Origin of the sequence: Microbacterium sp. NPDC007973, assembly GCF_042958465.1 — a bacterium.
Taxonomy (GTDB): domain Bacteria; phylum Actinomycetota; class Actinomycetes; order Actinomycetales; family Microbacteriaceae; genus Microbacterium; species Microbacterium galbum.
Map to the genome: position 1 here is coordinate 257733 of NZ_JBIBJJ010000002.1, position 24553 is coordinate 282285.

Sequence of the window (24553 nt, forward strand, 5' to 3'; positions counted from 1 at the left end):
TACGCGGCCCGCATCAGTCCAGCAGAAGCGCCGGCTCCTCCAGAACGGATGCCACATCCGCGATGAACCGGGAGATCCCGTCCCCGTCGACCACGCGGTGATCGAACGAGCCCGACACCGTGGTCACCCAGCGCGGGCGAACCTCGCCGTCGACGACCCACGGCTTCTGCCGGATGGCCCCCAGGGCGATGATGCCGGCCTCACCGGGGTTGATGATCGGAGTTCCGGCATCCACTCCGAAGACGCCGATGTTGGTGATCGTGAACGTGCCGCCGGTCTGATCGGCGGGGCTCGTCTTGCCCTCGCGCGCGGTGAGCGTGAGGTGCTCGAGCGCCTTGGCGAGCTCTCGCGTCTTCATCGCCTGCGCGTCCTTGATGTTCGGAACGAGCAGGCCGCGGGGGGTCGCGGCGGCGATGCCGAGGTTCACGTAGTGGCGCACGCGAATCTGCGCGCCGTCTTCGGTGTCGACCCAGGCGGCGTTGATCATCGGCGTGCGACGCAGCGCCCAGATCACGGCGCGGGCCATGATCAGCAGCGGCGAGATCTTGACGTCGGCGAAGTCGGGCGAGGCCTTGAGGCGCTTGACGAGCTCCATCGTGCGCGACGCGTCGACGTCGACCCACACCGAGACGTGCGGGGCCGAGTAGGCGCTCGAGGTCATCGCGTTGGCGGTGGCCTTGCGCACGCCGCGGACGGGGATCGATTCCTCGCGGGCGTCGTCGACGGGGGTGGATGCCGCCGGCGCGGGCGCGACGGGGGCGGCGACCGGGATCGTCTCCTCGCGCACCTCGCCCCACGCGGGCGTCTCGATGTTGCGGAACACGCTCGCCTGCTCGGCGTGCTTCACGACGTCGTCGCGGGTGACCTCGCCCGCGGGGCCGCTGGGGGTCACGGCCGAGAGGTCGACGCCGAGGTCGCGCGCGAGCTTGCGGATCGGGGGCTTCGCGACCACACCGACGGAGGCCTGCACGGGGCGCTCCGCGGGCTTGCGCCGACGCGACGACACCGCACCACCAGTACCGTAGCCGACGAGCACCGCTCCGCCGGGGTCGCTGGGCTCGGGAACCGTGGCGGGGGCTGCGGGCGCCGGAGTGCCGGCATCCGCGGCCCCGATCGTGATGATCGGCGCGCCGACCTCGACGGTGGAACCCTCGGATGCCAGCAGCTCGCCGACCGTGCCGGAGTACGGCGACGGGAGCTCGACGAGCGACTTCGCCGTCTCGATCTCGACGATCACGTCGTTGACGGCGACGGTGTCACCGGGGGCGACGCGCCACTGCACGATCTCGGCCTCGGTGAGGCCTTCCCCGACGTCGGGGAGGACGAAGGTCTGCTCGGTCACGGTGTGTCCTTTGCTCGGGAGCCAGCTTGCCACCGGCGATACCGCAACGGAATGGTCCGGCGGCGGGAGGGCCTGACGGCCGGAGGGAGGGTCAGTACGCGAGAGACCGGTCGACGGCCTCGAGGATGCGGTCGGCGTCGGGCAGGTAGGTGCCTTCGAGCTTCGCGGGCGGGAAGGGCACGTCGAAGCCCGACACGCGCAGCACGGGCGCCTCGAGCGCGAAGAACGCCTTCTCCATGACGGTCGCGGCGATCTCGGAGCCGAGGGACGTGAAGCCCGGGGCCTCCTGCGCATAGACCATGCGTCCGGTGCGGCGCACCGAGTCGAGCAGCGGGCCGTAGTCGACGGGCGAGAGGGAGCGCAGGTCGATGACCTCGCAGCTCGTGCCCTCGCTCTCGGCGAGCGCGGCTGCCTGCAGCAGGGTCGTGACCATCGCGCCATGGCCGACGAGCGTGACGTCGGTACCGCGACGCACGATGCGGCTCGCGTGCAGCGGCAGGGCGGGGGCCTCGAGGTCGACCTCACCCTTCTGCCAGTACTTGGCCTTGGGCTCGAGGAAAACGACGGGGTCGGGCGAGTCGATCGCCTGCTGGATCATCCAGTAGGCGTCGTTGGCGTTCGAGGGGCTCACCACACGCAGACCCGCAGTGTGCGTGAAGTACGCCTCGGGGCTCTCCTGGTGGTGCTCCACCGCGCCGATGTGCCCGCCGTAGGGGATGCGGATGACGACGGGCATGCGCATCGCGCCCTCGTGACGGTTCGTGATCTTCGCCAGCTGCGAGGTGATCTGGTCGAACGCGGGGAAGACGAAGCCGTCGAACTGGATCTCGAGCACCGGGCGGAAGCCGCCCATGGCGAGACCGATCGCGGTGCCGACGATGCCCGACTCCGCGAGCGGGGAGTCGATGACGCGGCGCGGGCCGAAGTCCTTCTGCAGACCCTCGGTCACGCGGAAGACGCCGCCGAGGGGACCGATGTCCTCGCCCATGAGCAGGACGCGGTCGTTCGTCTCGAGGGCTCGGCGGAGGCCGGCGTTCAGCGCGCGGCTGATGGGCAGGTTCTCGGTCACTGCGCTCCCCCTTCCATCGACGCCTCGTAGTCGTCGAGCCAGCGCTGCTCCTCGGCGATCAGCGCGTGGGCTTCGGAGTAGACGCTGTCGAACATGTGCGCGCGCGGGATGGTCCCGAGCTCGTTCGTGCGCACGCGCACGTCGTCGGCGAGGGCGGCACCCTCGGCATCCGCGTCGTCGAAGAACTGCTGCGAGGCGCCGCGGCCCTCGAGGTACGCGCGCATGCGGGCGATCGGGTCGCGCCCGGCCCACGCCTTCTCTTCGTCGGAGGTGCGGTACTTCGTGGGGTCGTCGCTGGTGGTGTGCGCGCCCATGCGGTAGGTCATGGCCTCGATCGCGCGCGGTCCGAAGCCTGCCCGCGCCTCGTCGAGGGCGGTCTTCGACACGGCGTAGCTGGCGAGCACGTCGTTGCCGTCGACCTGCAGGCTCGGGATGCCGTAACCCTCGCCGCGCTTGTACAGCGGCGAGCGCGACTGCGTCGCGACGGGGACCGAGATCGCCCACTGGTTGTTCTGCAGGAAGAAGACCTCGGGGGTCTGGAAGCTCGCGGCGAAGACCATCGCCTCGTGCACGTCGCCCTGGCTGGAGGCACCGTCACCGTAGTAGACGATGACGGCCTCGTCGCGCTCGGGGTCGCCCGTTCCGCTCTTGCCGTCGAACACCAGTCCCATGGCGAGACCCGTGGCGTGCAGCGTCTGCGCGCCGAGCACGAGCGTGTAGATGTGCGTGTTGCCGTTCTTCGGGTCGGTCGGGTCCCACCCGCCGTGGGTGAGGCCGCGCATCAGCCGGATGATGTCGAGCGGGTCCACACCGCGGATACGGGTGACCACGTGCTCGCGGTACGAGGGGAAGATGTGGTCCTGCGCGCGGGCGGCACGGGCCGAGCCGACCTGGGCGGCCTCCTGCCCGAAGGACGGCGGCCAGAGGGCCAACTGCCCCTGGCGCTGCAGGTTGGTGGCCTGCACGTCGAACGCGCGGATCGAGACCATGTCGCGGTAGAAGGTCTCGAGCTCGGCGTCGGTGAGGGCGTCGATGAGCGGCAGGTAGCGCTCAGCGGCGGGCGTGGGGGCCAGCGTGCCGTCGGCTGCCAGAACGCGCACGAGAGCGGGATCGTCGAGCGGGGTCATGCACCCACGCTAACGCGCGGCCCATGCGCGAGACCGCATGAGGTGCACAACGGATGCCGGGATTCGGCGTTGACGTCGGACAAACGGACGCCATGCCGTGCGCCCGAGCCGGCCCCGCACGTCAGCGCGGGGCGGTAGCCGCTGCGACCTCGACGACGCGATCGAGGGACTCCTCTTCGCCGATCGAGACGCGGATGCCGTCGCCGGGGAACGGGCGCACGATCAGCCCGGCCTCCTCGAATGCGGCCGCGACCTCGGCCGTGCGCTCTCCGGCCGCGAACCATACGAAATTGCCCTGGGCGTCGGGCACGTCCCACCCGGTCTCGCGCAGGCGCGCGACGAGACGGTCACGACGCTCGGCGATGACCCCGACGCGGTGCAGCAGCTCGCTCTCGGCGTCGAGGCTCGCCAACGCGGCGGCTTCACCGGCGGCCGTGACCGATAGCGGGATCGCGGTGCTGCGGGCGGCGTCGAGCACGCCGGTGTGGCCGACGGCGTAGCCGACGCGAAGGCCTGCGAGGCCGTAGGCCTTGGAGAACGTGCGGAGGACGACGACGTTCGGGCGCGCCAGCACGGCACGCACGCGACCGCCTTCGACCGAGGAGCTGTCGGTGACGAACTCGGCGTAGGCCTCATCGAGCACGACCAGCACGTCGCGCGGCACCCGGTCGACGAAGGCGACGAACTCGTCGTAACCGACCGTGGGGCCGGTGGGGTTGTTGGGACTGCACACGATCACCAGACGCGTGCGCTCGGTGACCGCATCGGCCATCGCGGGCAGGTCGTGGCGGAAGTCGGCGGTCAGCGGAACCTGCACGCTCGTCGCGCCCGCGACGGCGACCAGCGAGGGGTACGCCTCGAACGAGCGCCAGGCGTAGACGACCTCGTCGCCCGGACCCGAGGTGGCCAGCAGCAGCTGGGCGAGGATCGAGACGCTGCCGGCGGCGACGTGCACCTCGTCGGCCGAGACGCCGTACCGCGCGGCGAGGCGTTCGCGCAGCCGCGCGGCCGTGGCATCCGGATAGCGGTTGAAGGCCCCGGCCGCCCGGACCGCGTCGAGGACGCCGGGAAGCGGCTCGAAGGGGTTCTCGTTGCTGGACAGCTTGAACGCGTCGGGACTCGCCTGCTTGCCCTGTCGATACGCGGGCAGGGCGGCGATCTCGGGACGGATACGGGGCAGGACCGGGTCTTCGCTCACATCGCGAGCCTAACCGCGAGACGTCGTCGCGCGTCAGACCCGGTTCCTCCCCAGGTGGAGGGTTCCCTGCCGCTGACGGGCCCCGCGTGCCACGATGAGGGCATGCGCTTCGTCGTCCGCGTCGCCGTCAACGCCTTCGCCATCTGGATCGTCACCCTGCTGCCCGCGCTGCAGGTGCGCCTCATCCCGTTCGCTCCCGGCGAGTGGCTGCAGGTGCTGCTGACCCTGCTCCTGGTGGGGCTCATCTTCGCGATCGTCAACAGCGTCGTGGGCACCATCGTGAAAATCGTCGCGATCCCGCTGTACATCCTCACCCTCGGGTTGATCTCGCTGATCATCAACGGCTTCCTGCTGTGGCTGACGGGCGTCATCACCGAGAACTGGGACTGGGGCCTGCGCACGGGCGAGTTCTGGCTGACGGTGGTCGCCGCGCTGCTCATCGGCATCATCAACGCCGTGCTCGGCGGCATCCTGCGTCCGCGCCGCGACGATCGGGCGCGAAACTGAGGGCCGTCGCACGCAGCCCACTGATGCGCGCGCGCCGCTTCCCCGCCATGATGGAGGGATGACCGCGAGTGCCGACGCGCCCTTCCGCGTCGTGTTCGTCTGCAGCGGCAACATCTGCCGGTCGCCGATGGCCGATGTGGTCTTCCGGCGCATCGCCGAGACGTCGGGGCTGAGCACCCGCGTGTCGTCGAGTTCGGCCGGCACGGGCGACTGGCACGTCGGCGAACGCGCCGACCACCGCACGCTGCACGCGCTCGAGCGCCTCGGCTACGACGGATCCTCTCACCGCGCGCGGCAGTTCTCCTTCGCCGACTTTGACCGCAACGACCTCGTCGTCGCCCTCGACCGCAGCCACGAGCGCGTGCTGCGCGGGTGGGCGCGCAGCGACGACGACGCCGACAAGATCGCTCTGCTGCAGTCGTTCCTGTCCGATGCCGAGACCCTCGACGTGCCCGACCCGTACTACGCCGGACCGCCGATGTTCGACGAGGTGCTCGGTATGATCGAACGCGCCAGCCGCGCCCTGTTCCGGCAGCTCGAGCCCGCCATCCGTTCCGCGGGCTGACCCTTTCGCGCGACCCCCGGGAGACCCGTGTCCGCTCTGCCTCCGCAGCCCCTCAGCCCGCTCGACGGCCGCTACTTCGGCGCCGTGTCCGAACTCGGCGACTACCTGTCGGAGGCGGGCCTGAACCGCGCCCGCGTCGAGGTCGAGGTCGAGTGGCTCCTCGCCCTCACCGATCGCTCGCTCTTCGGCACCTCGCCCGTGTCGGACGCCGACCGCGCGAAGCTCCGCGCGCTCTACGAGGAGTTCGGCGCCGACGAGATCGCCTGGCTCGCCGACAAGGAGGCCGTGACGCGCCACGACGTCAAGGCCGTCGAGTACCTCGTGCGCGACCGCCTCGACACCCTCGGCCTCACCGCCCTCGCCGAGCTGACGCACTTCGCGTGCACCAGCGAGGACATCAACTCCACCGCCTACGCGCTCACCGTGCAGCGCTCGGTGGAGCGCGTGTGGCTGCCGAAGCTCCGCTCGGTCACCTCCGCGCTCACCGAGCTCGCGGTGCGGCACCGCGACGCCGCGATGCTCTCGCGCACGCACGGCCAGCCCGCCACGCCCACCACGATGGGCAAGGAGATCGGCGTCTTCGCGTGGCGCCTCGAGCGCGTCATCCGTCAGCTGGATGCCGGGGAGTACCTCGCGAAGTTCTCCGGAGCCACCGGCACCTGGTCGGCGCACGTCGCGGCCGAGCCCGACGTCGACTGGCCGGAGCTGACCCGCTCGTTCATCGAGTCGCTCGGCCTGGGCTTCAACCCGGTCACGACGCAGATCGAGTCGCACGACTGGCAGGTCGAGCTGTACGACCGTGCGCGCCACGCGGGCGGCATCCTGCACAACCTGGCGACGGACATCTGGACGTACATCTCGCTCGGCTACTTCACGCAGATCCCCGTCGCGGGCGCGACCGGGTCGTCGACGATGCCGCACAAGATCAACCCGATCCGCTTCGAGAACGCCGAGGCCAATCTGGAGATCGCCGGCGGACTGTTCGCCACCTTGGCATCCACGCTCGTCACGAGCCGCATGCAGCGCGACCTCACCGACTCCACCACCCAGCGCAACATCGGCGTCGCCTTCGGGCACTCGCTGCTCGCGCTCGACAACCTGCAGCGCGGCCTCACCGAGATCTCGCTCGCCGAGGACGTGCTTCTCGCCGACCTCGACACGAACTGGGAAGTGCTCGCCGAGGCGATCCAGACCGTCGTGCGCGCCGAGATCGCCGCGGGTCGCTCGCAGATCACCGACCCCTACGCGCTGCTCAAGGACCTCACGCGCGGACGCCGCGTCGGCGGTCCCGAGCTCGCGGAGTTCGTCCGCGGACTCGACATCGGCGACGCCGCGAGGGAGCGCCTGCTCGCGCTCACCCCCGCCGCCTACGCGGGTCTGGCGTCGAAGGTGGTCGACTCGCTGTAAGCCGCACGGCGATCGCCCCGGGACCGTTCGACGGCGCCCGGGGCGATCGCGTGCCCGGCGTCGTCACGGGCCGCACCCGCGGTCGCTTGAGAAGATGGATGCCATGCGAGCGATGATCATGGACGCCCTGGCCGAACCGCTCGAGGTGCGCGAGGTGGCCGCGCCGTCGGCCCCCGCCGGGGGCGTGGTGGTCGAGGTGCACGCGACCGGTCTGTGCAAGAGCGACTGGCACGCCTGGGTGGGTCATGACGACGTCGCCCTCCCCCACGTGCCGGGGCACGAGCTGGCCGGCGTCATCGTGGAGGTGGGCGAGGGCGTGCAGCGCTGGAGCATCGGCGATCACGTGACGGTGCCCTTCGTCATGGGCTGCGGCGCGTGCGAGTGGTGCCTCGGCGGAAACGCGCAGGTGTGCCCCGACCAGCAGCAGCCGGGCTTCACGCAGTGGGGCAGCTTCGCCGAGCGCGTGGTGCTGCGCGCCGCCGACACCAACGTGGTGCGCATTCCCGACGGCGTCTCGTTCGAGGCGGCGGCGGCCCTCGGATGCCGCTTCGCCACCGCCTATCGCGCCCTCACCGGCCGCGCCCGCGTGCAGGCGGGCGAGTGGGTCACGGTCGTCGGTGCCGGCGGGGTGGGGCTGAGCGCCGTGATGATCGGCGTCGCACTGGGGGCGCGCGTGATCGTCGTCGACCGCACGCCCGCCGCGCTCGACGCCGCCCGCCGGCTCGGCGCGGAGCACACGCTCGCCGCGGGAGACACCGACATCGCCGCGGCGGTGCACGAGATCACCGGCGGGGGCAGTCACGTATCGGTCGACGCCGTGGGCAGCGCCCAGACCGCGCGCGACGCGGTGCTGAGCCTCCGACGCCGAGGGCGGCACGTGCAGATCGGCCTGCTGCCCACCGACGACGGAATGACCGCCATGCCGATGGCCCGCGCGATCGCGTGGGAGCTCGACCTGCTCGGCAGCCACGGCATGGCCGCGGTCGACTACCCCGAGATGCTCTCGCTCATCGACAGCGGCGCCCTGCGTCCTCAGGAGCTCATCGAGCGCGTGATCGGCCTCGGCGAGGCGGCGACGCTGCTCCCGAAGATGGATGCCGCCTCCCCGGCCGGCATGACGATGATCGACCCGCGGCGCGCCTGAGCCCTGCGTAGACACCCCGGGACCTGACATCCATGTCCCACTTATGGCCGGTGGACGCCGCTCGCACCCACCACGAGTGGGACACGCACCGCCAGAAGTGGGACGAGGATGCGAGGGGGCAGCGACGTGCCCGCCGAGCGCAGCGGCGTCGCAGCGGCCGCGCGCTGAGACGGCCCCCGCGGCAGCGAGACGAGACGGCCCCGGCGGCAGCGCGATGAGACGGCGCCGCGTCAGCGCGAATGCCGGGGGCGCCGCGAGAGAGTCAGGCGCGCGGAGCGGCGCCGTCGTCGTCGGGACGCGGGGGAATTGCACCCTCCGACCGTGTGGCACTGCCGGGCGCGGCGCCCTCGGCCCGCGTGGCCGGACGCTCGGCGGAGGCGGCGGGGGTGGCATCCGGAGCGTCCTTGGGGAGGAGCAGCGGACGGTCCACCGTCGCGGTGACCTTCGACGGGTCGACGGCGAGCAGCATGAGCGCGACGCTCACGAGCACGATGATGAAGGTCGCTCCGGCCGCCACGAGGGCCACGATGAGGGCCCGCTGGATCTGGTCGGCGGGGCGCGTCTGGAAGAACCCCATCGACATGAGCGTGACGAAGCCGGCGAAGAGGGCGGCGACGAAGGCCAGTCCGAGCAGCTGGACGGGCTTCATGAGGTCTTTGCGGGTGGTGGGCTTGTCGGTCATGACGCGGCCTCCTCGGAGGGTACGGCCGGAACGGGCTCGGTGCGGCGGGGCGAGAAGCCCGCGATCGCGAGGAACACGGCGACGACCGCCGCGTATCCACCGAAGAGGCCCACGGCGATGGTGATCCCGGTGAGGGTGAACGACCCCGCGCCGGTGATGCTGTAGTCGAGCGCGTACTGCATCGGGGTGAGCAGCAGGACGGCTCCCAGGACGATGCCCAGGATGCCGATGAGCATGCCGTCGCGCACGCCGGCGGTGCGGCCCGCCGAGCGGTCGCGGAGCGCCCCGACGAGCTCGATGACGCCCGACACGATCGCCCAGGTGATGACCACGCCGAAGAACATGCCGGTGGTGCGCCACGCCCCGACGCTCGCGACGAGACCCGCGGCGAACGACACGGCCGCGAGCGTCACCGGGACGGCGCGCTGCCCGGCCGGGAAGACGAGCCACGCCGACAGTGCCAGCGTGAGTCCGGTCGCCAGCACGAAGCCGCTGAAGACGCTCAGGCCGAGCACAGCGGAGTGGTCCGACGAGAACGTGATCATCGCGGCCGCGAGGGCGGCGAAGAGGGCGCGCGCGAGCTGCAGATGGCGCAGGTCGAAGGCGCGTTCAGCAGGAGGAGTGGTCACGGAGGGTTCCCGACGGGCGAAAGACGTTGGTATCCAGTCTATTCCTCGGGGGCTGAGCGGCCTCCGTGTGCGCCGACGTCGAGATATCGACCGGTCACCACCCCGGAAAAGGGGTCTCGTTCGTGGGGAGCGGCAAGACCCAAGGAGCTGTCCGTCCAGCGACGCGGGCAATGAGGGCGGGATCGAGCCGGAACGCCCCGAGCGGGAGCGGAACCACGGCCGGTGACAGCACGCGCACGACGTCGCCCGCGGGCGAGAGCGCAACGGTCCAGGTCTCGACGGATCTCTCTGCGCCCGCGTCTGCGGGGGCGACGACCTCGTCGAGGCGCCTGCGCACCCGGTTGCGCACCCGAGGGTCCAGCGCGAGCTGCACATGCGCCAACGGATCGAGCAGACGACGGCGATCGATGACGCTGTCCGGCGCGTAGCGACGGTCGGCACGGTGGGGCACGACACCGGGAGCGGTTAGCGCCCCGGCCGGGTCGTCGAGACGGCGGGCGATCGCGAGCTGCCACAGAGCACGGGCGATCGCGGTGCGCTGGGCGACGGCATCCCGACCGAAACCGCCCCCGACGGTCGAGGCGACCCCGTCGTCGACGACCGCGAGCGTCACCGGCGCGAGGGTCCCGTGATCGAGGCGACGCAGCGTCAGATCGAGGTCGGCATCGCCCCACAGCCGGCGCACCTCGGGTGTCGGATCGACGGATGCCGCGGGCACCAGGCCCGTCCACCAGCACCACAGCGCATCGTCGACGACGCTCGCCCGCCACGCCGCGTCGACGGCCGCGCCCGGGTCGGTGCCCGCACCGAACCCGCCCAGGAGCGGCGGGTGCGTGAGCGGCTCGTCCGGCCGGGAATCGGCGGGGCGGGCCACGGCGGCGGTGTACGGCATCCATCCCACCGCGACACCCGAAGGATCGCGGTGTCGCGCGGGGACCCAGGCGAACGGGACGTCGTCGGCGTCGGCGGCGAGGGGGAAGCCGGGCGTGGATCGTTCCGCCGGATCGACCCACCCGAGCGCGCTCATCCGCAGCACGGGAGCGCCCTCGGCGAGGAGCTCGCGGGCGGTGGCGCGACGCACGGCGAGCTGCCCGTGGTCGGCCGACCACCAGTGGCGGCGCACGGCGGCATCGACGAGGGCGAGGTCGACCTCGTCCGCCAGATCCACGACGACCGCGTGCGCGTCGACGCCCGGCGCGGCGGGCATCGCCACCTGCAGGTGCTGGAACGCCGAGGGGAAGGGGGCGGGATGCCGCAGCCGCACCGGTCGCGCGACGAGCTCAGGCATGCGGGAGCGGGAAGAGGTTCACCTGCGACTCCGGCAGCGGTTCCTCGCGCCAGCCCAGGTCCACGGCGATCTGCTGCACGCGTCCGCCGCCGAGGAAGGGGAAGGCCGCGGGGGCGTTGCCGATCGTGCCGGGGGCGATGACCCGCACCACGCTCAATCCGGCGCTCGCGACGTCGGGGGTCGTGATGTCGACGACGACGGGCTCGACGCCGCCGCGTTCGAGGGCCGCGATCATGGCCACACGGGAACGCTCTGCGAGGCCGGGGACCGTGTCGAGCGACCGCGTCGCCGTAGGCTCGAGGAGCGCGCGCATGCGCTCGCCGGCGCGCGGGTCGAGGTACACCTGCTGCTGCACCATCAGGTCGTCGCAGTCGTGCATGTCGGGGCGGAAGTCGTCGAGGTAGCGGCGGTCGGCACGCCACGGTTTGAAGGCACGGCCGTTCAGCTCGCCCTCGGTCATCACGCGCCAGTGCAGCCCGTCGGCGTGCAGCAGATCGCGCGAGCCCTCTTGCAGGGTGTACGCCTCGGTCAGGGCCTTGGATGCCGCCGAGACGAAGTCGGGGCGGGCCGAGAAACCCACGTTGACCAGGCGGTCGTCGTCATCGTGCAGGATCGCCGCGGCCACCGGCACACCGAACTCGTTGTCGAGGTGCACGAACGAGGCTCGGGTGCCCGCCGCGACCGGTGGCGCGGGCACGCCCTCGACGCGCGCGAGGGCCTGACCGTTGAGCCACCACACCATCGTCGCGTGACGCTCGATCACCTCCTCGATGGCACTCGTCACCGCGAACTCGAGACTCGGTCCCGCCGCGATGCCGGCGAAGGCGCAGAAGTTCGTCGGCGGCGCCGCGGCCACGTCGGCCGAATACCAGTTGACGTAGACCATCGACGCGGGCACCCATACCTCCCGACCCGTCACCGCCGAGCGGCCGGGAACCCAGTGCACGGGCAGGTCGGCGTCGAGCCGGACGAACGGAAAGCCGGGGGCGGCGTACTGCCGGTCGCTGTACAGCACGAGACGGCGGGGGTCGAGCGCGGGCACCCCCGCCCGGCGGAGCTGTGCGAACGACCCGTGCTTCACCGGCAGGGTGTCGAGGATGTTGCCGCAGTACCTCTCGACCGACTCGCCCACGGCGGCCGCGTGCGCGGACGCCGCGTCGTCGAAGGCCGAGCCCTGGCACAGCACGTTGTTCGCCCACGCGGTCACCGCGCGGATGTCGGCGACGTCGGCCTGGCGCGTGACGAGCCCCGCGGGCACGCGGTCGTGGTGGCGCACGTCGCGGATGCGCGTGATCACCCCGGTGCGCTCGTCGACGAGGTCGGCGACGTCGTGCGCGCGGTGACGGGTGCGGCGGTGCGGCAACGGCAGGACGGGATGGGCTGCGCGGCGGAGCTCTCCGCCCTCGAGCCACAGCTCGTGCACGACGTCGCCGGGAGCCTCCTCGAGCCCGTCCCGCGCGACGGCGTCGGACGCGGCGGCGGCCAGCTCCCACATCGCGTCCCACAGGGCGGGGAGATCCGCGGCATCCGGGCCCTGATCGCCGCCCACCGCCGGCGTGCGCAGGGCGCGATGAACCGTCGCATTGCGCGCGGATGCCAGACGCCGCGCCGCCGCATCCTCGTATGACGCGCCGACGCCCGGTGTGACGAGCGGGCCCACCCACAGGCGTCCGCGCGTCAGCTCCACCGGGAGCCACGGCACGCGCAGGTCGTGGCAGATGCGGTCGAGGTCGATGAACTCCCGCTCCCGGCCGCCCTTCAGCGCGACGATCAGCAGACGGGCGGCGGAGAAGGCGGCCGTCGCCACGGTGCGCGGGGCGGCGACGGGCGCGAGCCGGACGTCGTCGTCACCGCGCAGACGGGCACGCGCGGCCGCGACCAGACCGTCGTCGCCGGCCAGCACGGCGCGCACGGCGGGGCCGGTGGCGGCGCGCGCGGACGACCGAGCGGTCACGGGTGCGTCCGGCGATGCCGCCGTGGCGAGCAGGGCGCGCAGCGCTTCCGCCGCCGTGGAGAGGTCGGCGCCGATGAGGTCGTCGCGACCTTCGTGCCAGGCCCACGCCATCACCTGCACGACGGAGGCGGGGACATCGACGATGTGGTGCCGCTCCCCCACCGTGAGCAGGCTCCGACGCTCGTCGAGCGGGCGGATCTCGACGCCCGTGCGCGCGGGGCGGGCGTCCGTGACGAGAGGGGCGGGGGTCATGGGGTCTCCTCGGGGCGGGGTCTCGCGGAGGGCCCGGTCCCTTCGACGGGCTCGGTCACCTCGGGCGCGGGAAGAAGGCAGTTGGGGGTGGACACGCGGGCCCGACCGGAGCCGGGCCCGCGCGGGCGCTCAGGCCCAGGAGAACGACGTGGCCACGTGGCCGTGGTGGTTCGAGTTCGGAGCGAGCACCGACTCGGCGGCGCGCTGCTCCTCGACAGCGACGATCGTGATCTGCGACATGTGTGTCACCTCCTCTCGGGGTCGGGGTGTGCGGACAGGTCCTCGGCGGTTCCCCCGACGACGGCGCGGTACCGCGGCGACCGCGCTCGGAGCTCGTCGTGCGGGGCGCTGTCGGCGATGCGTCCGTCGTCGACGAACAGCACGCGGTCCATCGCCCGCATGAGGGTCGGTCGGTGCGTGATCGCGATGGTCGTGCGACCCGCGCGCGAGCGCGACAGCGCGGTGAGGAACTCCGCCTCGGTGGCCGTGTCGAGGCTCGCGGTGGGCTCGTCGAGGACGAGCACCGAGGGGTCGCGCAGCAGCGCGCGGGCCAGGCCGAGCCGCTGCCGCTCGCCACCCGACCACGTGGCACCCCGCTCGGCGAGGAGGGTGTCGAGGCCCTCGGGGAGCCGCCGCACGTGATCGGCGAGGCGCGCGCGTTCGAGCGCGTCCCACGCGTCGTCGTCGGTGGCATCCGGGGCGAGGAGGTTCTCGCGCACGGTCGCGCGGAAGACGTGCGGCTGCTGCGGAACGAGCACGACCCGCCGCCGCGTGTCGGCCCCCGCCTCGGCGGCGGTGTCGATGTCGTCGACGTGAAGCGACCCCTCGCTCGCGAGCAGCCGCGTCAGCACCAGGGCGAGCGTGGTCTTGCCCGCACCGCTCGCTCCGACCACGGCGACGTGCTCGCCCGGGGCGATGCGCAGGTCGACGTCGGCGAGGGCGGAGACGTCCGTGCCGGGGTACGCGGCTCTCAGCGCCCGCCCCTCCACGGATCCCGGATGCCGTTCCGCCTGGCCGGGCGGAACGTCGAGCGCTCGCGGAGCGGGGTCGGCCGGGCGCACCCCGGGCGCGCGCAGCACGGTGTCGACGCGTCGGGCGGCCTCCGCCGTCTCACCCACACGGGCGAGTGCACCCGCGGCGATGGCGGCGGGTCCGAGCGCCGCGCTCGCGAGCACCACGAGGGTCGGCGCCGTCGCGGCATCCCCTCCCCCGGTCACGCCCGCGCCCACCAGCAGGAGGGTCGTGAGCAGGACGGCGACGGTCAGCGCGTCGGTGCACGCCTGCTCCACCCCCGCCCGCAGGGTGAGCCCGCGGCGGGCCCGCTGGACGGCACCCGTCTCGTCGGCCACGGCGCGCGCCTCGGCGTCGACGCGTCCGAGGAGCACGACGTCTCGGGCGGCCGCGCGGGCCGCCAGAACGCGAGCCGACACGCGCGCGAGGGCGGCGCGCAGCACCTCGCCCTGACGGCCGGCACGGCGCACGAACAGCAGCGGGATCGTCACGAGCGCGGCCTGCGCGACGATCAGCAGGAGCCAGACCGGGCCGAAGAGCACCGCGGCGGTCACGTCGATCACCGCGCACGCGAGCACTCCCGCCGTGACCTGTGCGACCGTGTGCGCGGCGAACCACTCGAGCGACTCCACGTCTCCCATCGCCGCGGACACCGTGTCGCCGGTGCGACGACGCGCCAGGCCGACCGGCGCGAGTCTCGCGATCGTGCGGTGCACGTCCAGACGCAGCGCGTCGATGACGCGGTAGGCCAGCACGTGCGCGAACCACTGCTCCGCCCACGCCGCGAGACCGGCGACCACGACGCTCCCGACGACGGCGACCACGAGAGCGGTCGCCACGGCCCGCGCCGGGTCGCCGCCGGTCACCAGCGCCGCAGCCGTCGTCACCGAGAGCACCGACACCCCGACCGAGGCGAGCATGCCGACCGTGACGACCGCCACGACGCCGCCGAAGAGGGCGCGCCGGCGCCGGAGGTACGGCACGAGCAGACCGAGCGGACGCAACGACGTCATGCGTGGGCCTCCTGCATCCGGGACGCCGGGTCATCGGCATCCGTCTCGTCGACTCCGTGCGGGGGACCGTCGTCCGACCGCCGCTCCGCCGCGAGCAGCCGGGCGTACGCGCCTCCGCGCGCACGGAGAGCACCGGGATCACCGCTCTCGACCACGCGACCGCCGTCGACGACGATGACGCGGTCGGCCGCCTCGGCGACGGCGAGACGGTGGGTCACCGCGACGATCGCGTCTTGCGGGTGCGCGGCGCGCAGGGCGGCGACGAGCCGCGCCTCCGATGCCGGATCGAGGGCGGAGGTGGCCTCGTCGAGCACCAGCACGCGTCGCTGCTGCGCGTCGCCGCGGGCGATCGCGACGCGCTGACGCTGCCCGCCCGAGAGTACGCCCCCGCCGTCGCCGAGGGCCGTGTCGAGCGAGAGCGCGGTCTCGCCCGTGCCGATGCCCGCGCGCGCCGCGACGGCGGCGATGTCGACCTCGCGCTCCCCGGCGCCGAGGAGGATCTCCGCGCGGACGTCGTCGGTGAACAGCGCCGGGTCCTGGGCGACGAGGGCGACGCGGACGCGCAGCTCCTCGACGGATTCGACGCGGTGCCCCCCGAACGCGAGGGTCCCCGCCGCGGCGGGCAGCACCCCGGCGAGCACCGCCGCGATCGACGACTTCCCCGCCCCGGTGGGACCCACGATCGCGGTCAGGCCCTCGTCGATGCGGAAGGTCGCCTCGGACACGGCATCCGTCTTCGCCCCCGGATGCCGTGCCCGCAGGCCCTCGACGACGAGGGGCAGTGCCCCCGCGGCCGGGTCGACCGCGGGAGCATTCCGTCGTTCGCGATCGGACGCGACGAGCTCGAGCACCAGCGGTCCCGAGAACGTGCCGAGGTACCCCGCATGCCACGCCGCCGAGAGCTCGCGCAGCGGCCGGACGAGCTCGATTGACAACAGCACCGCCGCGAAGACGGCGAAGCCCCCGAGCTCCCCGCCGCGGACCGCGACGAGCACGAGCACGAGTGCGGGCACCGCCAGCAGGGCGAACTGCGACAGCCCCGACTCGATGAGCGACACGATGAGCTGGCGCAGCGTCCGCCGCAGCAGCGTGTCGGATGCCGCCGCGAGCTCGCGTTCGCGTCGCTGCTCCTGCCCGAAGGCGACGAGCGTCGTCATGCCGTGCATCGAGTCCACGAACTCGGCATGCAGCTGCTGATAGGCCTCCCAGTGATCGCTGCCGCGCTTCGCGAGGACGCGGTCCCACAGGCGCGGGGCCAACGGAAGCACCGCGGCGGCCAGCACGGCGACGACGCCGATGAGCGGATCGACGAGCACGAGGGCGGTGCCGACGCCGGCGAACACGCTTCCCGTGACGGCGAGTTGCGGCACGTAGGACGACAGGTACGCGTCGAGGTTCTCGACCCCGTCGACGACGGTCGCCTGGTCGCCGCCGCTGCGGCCGTCGCCCGGCCGCGTCGCCGACCGCTCGATGAGCGCCGCGAGAGCACGAGAACGCAGGTCGCGTTTCACGGCATCCATCGCCCGGTGCGCCACGGCAGCCCGGAGCAGGGAGAGCGCCGGCCGCACGAGGAGCACGGCGGCGAGCCCCACCACCGCCGGGAGCAGCGCGGGATCGACGAGCGAGGATCCGGCGAGCAACGCGGCGAAGAGCTGCGACAGCAGCACGGCTTGCGCGGCCCACGTGAGCGAAATCGCCAGGCCGACGACCACGAGCGCGGCGAGGGATCCGCGGTGGCCGCGCCACAGACGAAGGAGGCGAAGGTGAACCACGTCATCGCCCCTTAATGAGAATGGTTATCATTACGGCATGACCGTAGAAGCTCCCGCCCGCGACGTCAAGTCGACGACCCGCGCGCCTCGCCGTCGGGCGCGGGCGACGCTCGCGATCATCCTGCTCGGAGCCGCCGTGCCACTCGTGCTCGTCGCGGGCATCGGCGTCGGTCAGGTCGTGCTGTCGCCCGCCGACGTCGTCGACGCCCTGGCACGCGGTGCGACCGGCCACCCCGCGGGAACGGATGCCGCCCGACTCGCCGACACCGTCGTCTGGCAGCTGCGCGCGCCTCGAGCCCTGCTGGGGTTCTGCGTCGGAGCCATCCTCGCGCTGAGCGGCGCCGCCCTGCAGGCCGTCGTGCGCAACGACCTCGCCGATCCCTACCTGCTCGGCATCACCTCGGGCGCCTCGCTCGGGGCCGCGGCCGCGATCGCCCTCGGGGTCGGCGCCGTGGCCGGCGCCCTCTCGACCTCGGGCGCGGCGTTCGTCGGCGCCCTGCTCGCCCTCGCCATCGTGCTCGCGCTCGTCGGACCCCGCCGCCGGCTCGGGTCGGGGCGGCTCGTGCTCGCCGGTCTCGCCGTCGGTTACGCCCTGTCGGCCGTGACCAACCTCGTCGTCGTGCTGTCCGACAACCGCGACGCCATCCGGGCGATCACGTTCTGGATGCTCGGCTCGCTTGGCCAGGCGTCGTGGGGGGATCTGCCCGTCGTCGCACTCGCGCTCGTGGGGAGTCTGGGCGTGCTCGTGGTGTGGGGACGCCGCCTGGATGCCATCGGACTCGGTGACGACGTCGCCCGCAGTCTCGGGAGCGATCCCGACCGCCTGCGTCGCGACGTCGCGATCGTGACCGCCGTCGCGATCGCCGCCGCCGTCGCGGTGAGCGGGTCGATCGGATTCGTCGGCCTCGTCGTGCCGCACCTGGCCCGCGGACTCGTCGGGGCCACGCATCGCCTGCTGGTTCCGACGAGCGCCCTGCTCGGCGGCATCCTGCTCGTGGCCGCCGACACCCTCGCGCGGACCGTGCTCGCGCCGCGCGAGATCCCCCTCGGCATCCTCACCGCCCTCCTCGGCACTCCGCTGCTGCTCCTGCTCATCGCGCGCCGCACCCGCGACGCGTGACCCCTCCCGAAAGGAAACCGATGCCCTCGCTCTCCCGTCCGGCCCTCGCGACCGCGACCCTCGTGACCGCCGCCCTCGCCCTCGCGGGGTGCGCCGCCCCCGCCACCACGGCGCCTCAGGCCGACGGAGGCGCGGCCTACCCCGTGACCGTCACCGACTGCGGAGACGACGTGCAGATCACCCACCGCCCGGAGCGCGTGCTCACCGTGGGCACGGCCGCGGTGGAACTGCTCGACGCGGCGGGGGCGAGCTCGGCCATCACCGCGCGCACCGCCGAGTTCGGCGCAGCCCTGCCCGACACGCTCACGAATCCGCCGTCCGACGACCTGATCCTCGACCCCGCCGACCCGACCACGGAGTCGATCGTGGGTGCCACGCCCGACCTCGTGTTCGGCTACGGCCTCTTCACGGCCGACCCGGCGCAGGTGAAGGCCGCCGGCATCCCGGTGCTCACCGTGCAGGGCGAATGCGGGCACGACGCCAGCACGGCCAGCGAGGCGGTGGACCTCGGCACGATCACCACGGACGTGCGCCGCCTGGGCACCGTGTTCGGCACCTCGACTACGGCCGACGCGACCGCCGACACCCTCGACGCGAGGGTCGCCGCGGCGTCGCGCGCCGCGACGGGCGAGTCCGTCGCGTGGGTGTACCACTTCTCCTCCGAGGACCCCCTCTCGGCGTACGGCGGGGCCGGGATGCCGGCCGCGGTGCTGACCGGCGCCGGCCTGCGCAACGTCTACGCCGACCAGAGCGACGCCTACCTCACCGTCTCGGCCGAGAGCCTGCTCACCGCCCAGCCGACGTGGATCGTGCTCACCTACGGCCTGTACGGCGAGACCGAGCAGCAGGCGCGGGAGAAGCTCCTCGCGGAGCCCGGGATCTCCGACCTGGATGCCGTGAAGGCCGGGCGGATCGTCATGGTCGGGGCCGACACGTCGAGCCCGTCGCCGGCCGCGGTGTCGGGGCTGGAGCAGATCGTCGCGGCGACCGATGGGTGAGCCGCGCGCGACGGGCCGGGGCGGGGCGGGGCGCAACCGTCTCGCCCCGGCAGTCGGGGCGCAGCCCGCCCCGCTTCTCGCCGCGACGGATGTGGCCGTGGCCCACGGCCGTCGCCGGGTCGTCGAGGCCGTCTCCCTCACCGTCGCCCCCGGCGAGCGCGTGGCCGTCGTCGGCCCGAACGGCGCGGGCAAGACATCGCTGCTCCGCGCGCTCGCGGGACTCGTCCGACCGGCCCACGGCGCGGTGCGTCTGAACGGCCTCGACCTGTCCCGCCTGTCCGACCGCGACCGCGCCCGCCGCATCGCCTTCGTGGCGCAGGACGAGCACACCGATCTGCCGTACCGGGCCCGCGACGTGCTGCTGCTCGGCCGCGCCGCGGGCCGCGGCGACTGGCACCGTTACGACGAGGGCGACCACGCCGTCGTCGACGAGGTGGCGACGCGGTGGGATCTCGCTCCTCTGCTCGACCGCACGCTCGACGCCCTCTCCGGCGGCGAGCGTCGGCGGGTGCTCCTGGCCCGAGCGTTCGCTCAGCGCGCCGACCTGCTGCTGCTCGACGAGCCGACGAACCACCTCGACCTCCGGCACCAGCACGCGCTGCTGGCCCACCTCCGCGACACCCGCGCGACGGCGGTGCTGACCTTGCACGACCTCGACCTCGCCGCGGCGTACTGCACGCGCGTCATCGTCCTCGACCGCGGCCGGGTGCTCGTCGACGCGGCGCCGCACGAGGCTCTCACCGCGGATCGGGTGACGCGCGTGTACGGCGTTCCGGCCGCGTCCGTGGACGTGGGCGGGCGTGCGCGCATCCTGATCGGCTGAGCTGCGGCGGGAGGCCGTACGTCCCCCGGCAGTGGCCGCGGCTCAGCCGACGAAACGAAATCGCATAACGGTACGGCGGTCGCGCTCACCCCGCGTGCGACAGGGCGTCGTCCTTCTCGGCCAGCGAGCGTGCGACGGCCTCGGCGACACGGGCGTCCTCGGCCTCCTGGCGGCGCCGACGACGCGCGCGCAGCCAGCGCGGCGCGAAGACCGCCGCCAGCACGACCAGCGCCAGCAGGACGAGCAGAGGCCAGGGCACGGCCGCGCCGACCGCGGAGGCCTCGACGGGATCGAGGGCGGTGATCGAGCCCGACGCGTCGGTGACCGTGGGCGTCGCCGTCACCGAGGCCCACAGCAGGCCCATGGCCGCCACGCCGGACACGCGGACGTCGCGCGGCCACGTCTCCCCGGGCAGGATCATCGGGGCTGCGGCATCCGGTGCCGCCTCGATGCGTCCGAGGTCGAAGGGCCCCGCGACGGCGTCGCCGTCGTCGGCGGTGAGCGACACGTTGCCGGTGTTGTGCAGGCCGTAATGCACCGTGGCGTCGCCGAACAGGAACGGGACGACGCCGCCGTCCCAGTCCACGCGCACGTCGTCGACCGAGAGCGCGGGCACGAGGTCGCCGCCCACCCGGATACCGGCACGGATACCGAGACGACGGTCGACGTTGACGTTCGCGGACTGGTCGGCGACGGTCAGCGAGGTCACGACACCGCCGGCGTAGTCGCCCGGGGTCGCGTCGGCGGGCACGTCGACGGTGAAGGGCACCTCGACGGTCTGCCCGGCGGGCACCGACACGTGCCGTTGGGGGACGACGATCCACTTGCCCACCCCGGTGGGCTGCTCCGCGGCGAGCCGGAGATCGACCGCTCCCGTCGACGTGGTGTAGCCGTCGGCGGCGTAGACGTCGAGCTCGACCGCTTCGGTGCCGCGATTGGCGACCACGAGACCGTCGTCGAGGTGCGCGCCGGGGTTGAGCGCGTACGAGAAGTTCGTGCGATCGGCGCCCAGGGCGTTGGAGGCGGTGCGCACGGTCCAGCTGACGTCGTCGGTCGCGGCCGAGGCGGGAGACGCCCCGAGCAGCGCGGACGCGGTCGTCAGCGCTGCGAGGGTCAGGGCGAACAGACGGGGGGACAGGTTCATGAGGGTCCTTCGGGAGAGGCCGGCGGGGAGGAGTGCTCCCCGCCGGCCCGGATCGCTGGTCAGCCGGCCAGCGCGGTGAGGGTCAGGGTCGCGCGGTAGCTTCCCTTGTCGATGGTGTTCGGGATCTTCAGGTCGAGGTCGGCGCCCACGACGCCGGCGCCGCGGTCGTGACCCATCGGTGCGGAGCTGAGCACCTGCGAGGTCGACAGGCCGGCACCGCCGTCGTAGCCCGAGCCGACGGCCGCACCCGCGGCGGCTCCGGCGCCAGGCGTGACGACCTTCGGCGCCCATCCGAGGTATTTGCCCTCGAACGTCTTGTCGCCGTCGACGAAGTCACCCACGGATGCCGAGACCGACCACGCTGCCTTGCTCGCGCGGGTGTCGGTGACGGAGATCGGGTTGATCTGACCGGTTGCCTCGAAGTACTGGAGGTTCTTCTCCTCGGCGGTGCCGAGGTCGACCAGTCCGTTGTGCCCGTTGATCGTCCAGCCGAACTCGCCCGGGGCGCCCGAGGGCACGTCGACCTGGATGTCCTGGCCGTCGCCGTGGTTGGGGTGGATGGTCACCTCGTCCTGGATCGACCCCACGGCCTCGGCCGGCTTGGTGCCGTTCTCGGGACCGCACCACAACACCTTGTTCAACTCCACGGCCGCGTTCGGGGCCGCGCAGGTGCCGGAGCGGATGTTCTGCACGACGAGCTGGTCCTTCTTGACCTGGACCTTGACGTAGGTGCGGACGTGCTCCTGGTTCTGCACGGAGTTGTACCAGTAGTTCGCCGGGTTCAGCGGGTCGGCGCCGTTTCCGGCTCCGCTCGTGCCGCTGTTGTCGGGAGACGTGATGTCGTAGTACTTCGATCCGGATGCCGTGTTCGCGGTGACGTAGACGACACCTCCGGGGCCCTCGAAGACCTCGTCCTGACCGGGCTTCTCGTCGGCGTTCGCCTTCGCGCCGTTCTTGATCTCGTACGAGCGCGAGTAGCTGTGGTCGTGACCCTGGAGCACGAGGTCGACGCCGAGCTTGGAGAAGGTGGTCGGGAAGTCCACGCGGCGCACCTTGTTGTCAGCATCCTTCGCGTGATCGGCCGGCGAGTAGATCGCGTGGTGGTAGACGAGCACGGTGTACTTCGCCTCCGCGCCGTGCTTGTTCACGACGTCGGTGACGTAGGCCACGTGCGCGTCGTCACCGCCGCCGCCCTGGGAGGTGGCGTAGCTGTTGCTGTTCAGGTCGATGAACAACGTGTCCTTGTAGATGAACCAGTAGTCGCCGCCCGACTCGGTGCCGATGCTCGAGGCGCCCTTGCGGTAGTACGCGCCGGTGCGGTCGGTGTTGGGCGTGTAGAGGTGCTGCTCGTAGGCCTTGCCGCCCACGTCGTGGTTTCCGATCGTCGCGACCCACGGGATCTGTCGCAGCTGGTCGGGTGCGAGGAACGCGCTCCACTGGTCCTCGCGGTTGGCGGCGTCGACCTGGTCGCCGCCCGAGACGAGCATCTCGGCCTTCGGGTTGGCGTTGACGGCGACGTTCATCGTGTCCTGCCAGCCCGCCTGATCCTTCGCGATGTCGCCCGACGAGCCGATCTGCGGATCGCCGAAGAACAGGAAGTCGTAGTCCCCGTCGAACGACTGCGTCGAGAAGGCGGCGGTCGGCGACCAGTTGCCGTCCGAGCCGACGCGATACGAATACGCGGTGTTCTCCGCGAGACCCGTGATCGTCGCGTGGCGGTTGTAGCCGCCGCTGCTGGCGATGTTGGCGGTCCCGGATGCCGAGAAGGTCGTGGCCGACGCCGGGAACTGGCCGTTCACCAGCGACGAGGTCGGCGCGACCTGCACCGACTGCGCGGTGTCGGCCGAGGAGTACCAGGTGACGATGCGCTGCGCTTCGTCGGCCCCGACACCCAGGATGACGCCGGAGAGCGTCGCCGTGGTGTCGGCGAGGGCGGCCGGTGCCGTCGCCGCGCCCGAGAGCACGAGCGAGACGCCGACGGCGGCCGTTGCGATCCACGCGGCACGGCGACGCGTGCGCGTCCCGTGCGACGTCGATGCGGAAAGGAGCATGATGATCCGTTTCTCTCTGTGGGAACCCGCGATCGGGCGGGTGCTCTCACGCTCCGCCTGCTCGGTGACGAACGCGTGAATGACGGACGCAGGACAGCCATCGAGTCGAGCAACGCCCATCACTCGACGCCGAGGATGCGTTGGACGAACCACACGAGACCGGCGACGGTGACGACCACCGCGAGAAGGCCGCTCGCCCACATCCCGACGCGGGGAAGCCGCCGGCGCAGCAGCACGAGCAGCGGGAAGACGACGACGATGAGGCCGATCTGCACCGCTTCGATGCCGACGTTGAACACCAGCAGCGACCACAGCAGCGTCCACGACCACGGTTCGTCGATCCCGAGCGCCGACGCGAAGCCGAGTCCGTGCACGAGTCCGAAGAGGAAGACCACGCCGACGCGCAGCCACCCCGCGCGATCGAGACGCAGGAAGCCGTGGGCGCGCGACAGATCCTGATCGACCTCACCCCGGCGCCAGAGGCGCCAGAGGTACCAGGCGCCGACCACCGCGATCGACAGGGCGATCGTGGGCTCCACGATCTCGGGAGGAGCGGCGACCACGCCCGTCGCCGCGAGGATGAACGTGACCGAGTGCGCCACGGTGAAAGTGGTGGCGGCGACGACCACCTCGCGCAGACGTCGTGACCCGACGATGAGCGCGAGCAGGAACAGGATGTGGTCGATCCCCGTCAGCAGATGCTCGGCGCCGAGGCGGAAGAACTCCCAGAAGCGCTCGAGCGGCGACTGCGCCGTCGAGAACGACGGGTGCTCGGCATCCAGGACCGTGCTGCCCTCGTGCAGGTCGAGCGCGTAGGTGAGGATCGTCTTCGTGTCGGTGACGAAGCCCTCGTCGTCGGGGAAGAGCGACGAGACGACCTCGTGCCCGTTCTCGGACGGCGGGCAGGCGTAGTCGAGGTCGAGCACGGCGTAGGGCACGCCCTCCTGCTGCGTCATCGTGATGTCGTCGGCGAGCGTGGGGGTGCACTCCGATGTCCCGGAGATGCGGAAGCGGTCACTCACATAGGCGGACACGTCATCGCGGTGATCCTGGAGAGCGGCGATCTGCGCGCCGGGGTCGCCGGCGTCGAAGGCACCCATCCCCGCACGGAACAGGGGGTCGTCCTTCGCCGCATCGGCGGCGGAGACGATGAAGAGGTCGTACTCGACTTGAAGCTGGGCATGCACGACGCCCGGTCCCCCGCTCGACAGGTCGGCGTAGACGACCGACAGGATGCCGTGCGCCGACGCCGGAGCCGCGACGGCGAAGAGCGCGGCGACGGCGACCGCCACGGTGACCGCCGCGACGAGCAGGGGGCGGAGTACGCGCCTGATCACTTCTGACATGGAGTCCTTTCCGCCGGAAAGGCTGCTCCGCAGCCGTGAACGGATGGACGCGGCGGGGCGAACGGAAACGGAACGTGCGCCCGGTGTTCGCCCGCGGGTCACCCGCGTCGC

The 24553-nt window shown here is 72.4% G+C and carries 20 protein-coding genes; 7 read left to right on the plus strand and 13 right to left on the minus strand.

Features of this window, described 5'->3' with window-relative positions; translation table 11 throughout:
* Positions 1–13: 13 nt before the first annotated feature.
* The 4 genes from ACFZA2_RS06330 to ACFZA2_RS06345 all read right to left on the minus strand — a co-directional run bounded on the left by ACFZA2_RS06330 (position 14) and on the right by ACFZA2_RS06345 (position 4736).
* Complete coding sequence (locus tag ACFZA2_RS06330; RefSeq protein WP_391402139.1) at positions 14–1342, minus strand: dihydrolipoamide acetyltransferase family protein; 1329 nt, start codon at positions 1340–1342, stop codon at positions 14–16.
* A gap of 91 nt (positions 1343–1433) precedes the next feature.
* Positions 1434–2411, minus strand: coding sequence for an alpha-ketoacid dehydrogenase subunit beta (locus ACFZA2_RS06335; RefSeq protein ID WP_391402142.1), 978 nt, complete (start codon positions 2409–2411; stop codon positions 1434–1436).
* Positions 2408–3538: a thiamine pyrophosphate-dependent enzyme gene (locus tag ACFZA2_RS06340; RefSeq protein ID WP_391402145.1), complete on the minus strand. Its 1131-nt coding sequence runs from the start codon at positions 3536–3538 to the stop codon at positions 2408–2410. Before ACFZA2_RS06340 ends, ACFZA2_RS06335 begins: the two co-directional genes overlap by 4 nt.
* Positions 3539–3659: 121 nt before the next feature.
* The gene (locus ACFZA2_RS06345; protein ID WP_391402148.1) at positions 3660–4736 is read right to left on the minus strand and encodes a histidinol-phosphate transaminase; all 1077 of its coding nucleotides are present in this window, start codon (positions 4734–4736) and stop codon (positions 3660–3662) included.
* Between the two features lie 102 nt (positions 4737–4838).
* On the opposite strand from ACFZA2_RS06345, the gene ACFZA2_RS06350 reads away from it, so the two are divergent.
* The 4 genes from ACFZA2_RS06350 to ACFZA2_RS06365 all read left to right on the plus strand — a co-directional run bounded on the left by ACFZA2_RS06350 (position 4839) and on the right by ACFZA2_RS06365 (position 8359).
* A complete protein-coding gene (locus ACFZA2_RS06350; protein WP_391402151.1) occupies positions 4839–5243 on the plus strand; it encodes a phage holin family protein in 405 nt (134 codons plus the stop codon).
* Positions 5244–5301: 58 nt separating this feature from the next.
* Positions 5302–5808 (plus strand): low molecular weight protein-tyrosine-phosphatase, encoded by a 507-nt coding sequence (locus ACFZA2_RS06355; RefSeq protein ID WP_391402154.1) that lies wholly within the window; start codon positions 5302–5304, stop codon positions 5806–5808.
* Between the two features lie 27 nt (positions 5809–5835).
* Entirely contained in the window at positions 5836–7215 is a 1380-nt protein-coding gene (gene purB / locus ACFZA2_RS06360) for an adenylosuccinate lyase (RefSeq protein WP_391402157.1), read from the plus strand.
* A 103-nt stretch (positions 7216–7318) separates the two neighbouring features.
* Complete coding sequence (locus ACFZA2_RS06365; RefSeq protein ID WP_391403400.1) at positions 7319–8359, plus strand: zinc-dependent alcohol dehydrogenase family protein; 1041 nt, start codon at positions 7319–7321, stop codon at positions 8357–8359.
* A gap of 262 nt (positions 8360–8621) precedes the next feature.
* Here the strand turns inward: ACFZA2_RS06365 and ACFZA2_RS06370 are convergent, their stop codons facing one another.
* The 6 genes from ACFZA2_RS06370 to ACFZA2_RS06395 all read right to left on the minus strand — a co-directional run bounded on the left by ACFZA2_RS06370 (position 8622) and on the right by ACFZA2_RS06395 (position 16960).
* A complete protein-coding gene (locus ACFZA2_RS06370; RefSeq protein WP_391402160.1) occupies positions 8622–9041 on the minus strand; it encodes an amino acid transporter in 420 nt (139 codons plus the stop codon).
* Positions 9038–9670: an acyl-CoA synthetase gene (locus ACFZA2_RS06375; RefSeq protein WP_391402163.1), complete on the minus strand. Its 633-nt coding sequence runs from the start codon at positions 9668–9670 to the stop codon at positions 9038–9040. Before ACFZA2_RS06375 ends, ACFZA2_RS06370 begins: the two co-directional genes overlap by 4 nt.
* Before the next feature lie 94 nt (positions 9671–9764).
* Positions 9765–10958, minus strand: coding sequence for a hypothetical protein (locus ACFZA2_RS06380; protein WP_391402166.1), 1194 nt, complete (start codon positions 10956–10958; stop codon positions 9765–9767).
* Entirely contained in the window at positions 10951–13164 is a 2214-nt protein-coding gene (locus tag ACFZA2_RS06385; protein ID WP_391402169.1) for a YcaO-like family protein, read from the minus strand. The genes ACFZA2_RS06380 and ACFZA2_RS06385 overlap by 8 nt, the downstream gene beginning before the upstream one ends.
* Before the next feature lie 245 nt (positions 13165–13409).
* Positions 13410–15188, minus strand: a complete 1779-nt coding sequence (locus ACFZA2_RS06390) for an amino acid ABC transporter ATP-binding/permease protein (RefSeq protein WP_391402172.1) — start codon at positions 15186–15188, stop codon at positions 13410–13412.
* Positions 15185–16960 carry an ATP-binding cassette domain-containing protein gene (locus tag ACFZA2_RS06395; protein ID WP_391402175.1) on the minus strand — a complete coding sequence of 592 codons (1776 nt, stop codon included), beginning with the start codon at positions 16958–16960 and terminating at the stop codon, positions 15185–15187. Before ACFZA2_RS06395 ends, ACFZA2_RS06390 begins: the two co-directional genes overlap by 4 nt.
* Before the next feature lie 37 nt (positions 16961–16997).
* On the opposite strand from ACFZA2_RS06395, the gene ACFZA2_RS06400 reads away from it, so the two are divergent.
* Genes ACFZA2_RS06400 through ACFZA2_RS06410 form a run of 3 tightly spaced genes read left to right on the plus strand, consistent with a single transcriptional unit; the run spans position 16998 to position 19901 of the window.
* Entirely contained in the window at positions 16998–18080 is a 1083-nt protein-coding gene (locus ACFZA2_RS06400; protein ID WP_391402178.1) for a FecCD family ABC transporter permease, read from the plus strand.
* Between the two features lie 20 nt (positions 18081–18100).
* Positions 18101–19078: an ABC transporter substrate-binding protein gene (locus ACFZA2_RS06405; protein WP_391402181.1), complete on the plus strand. Its 978-nt coding sequence runs from the start codon at positions 18101–18103 to the stop codon at positions 19076–19078.
* Positions 19071–19901, plus strand: coding sequence for an ABC transporter ATP-binding protein (locus ACFZA2_RS06410; RefSeq protein ID WP_391402184.1), 831 nt, complete (start codon positions 19071–19073; stop codon positions 19899–19901). Before ACFZA2_RS06405 ends, ACFZA2_RS06410 begins: the two co-directional genes overlap by 8 nt.
* An 85-nt stretch (positions 19902–19986) precedes the next feature.
* On the opposite strand, the gene ACFZA2_RS06415 is transcribed toward ACFZA2_RS06410, so the two are convergent.
* From ACFZA2_RS06415 to ACFZA2_RS06425, 3 genes are all read right to left on the minus strand, one after another.
* A complete protein-coding gene (locus ACFZA2_RS06415; RefSeq protein ID WP_391402187.1) occupies positions 19987–21045 on the minus strand; it encodes a WxL protein peptidoglycan domain-containing protein in 1059 nt (352 codons plus the stop codon).
* 59 nt (positions 21046–21104) lie between these two features.
* Entirely contained in the window at positions 21105–23096 is a 1992-nt protein-coding gene (locus ACFZA2_RS06420; RefSeq protein WP_391402190.1) for a fibronectin type III domain-containing protein, read from the minus strand.
* Between the two features lie 119 nt (positions 23097–23215).
* Positions 23216–24442 (minus strand): HupE/UreJ family protein, encoded by a 1227-nt coding sequence (locus tag ACFZA2_RS06425; RefSeq protein WP_391402193.1) that lies wholly within the window; start codon positions 24440–24442, stop codon positions 23216–23218.
* Between the last annotated feature and the right edge of the window lie 111 nt (positions 24443–24553).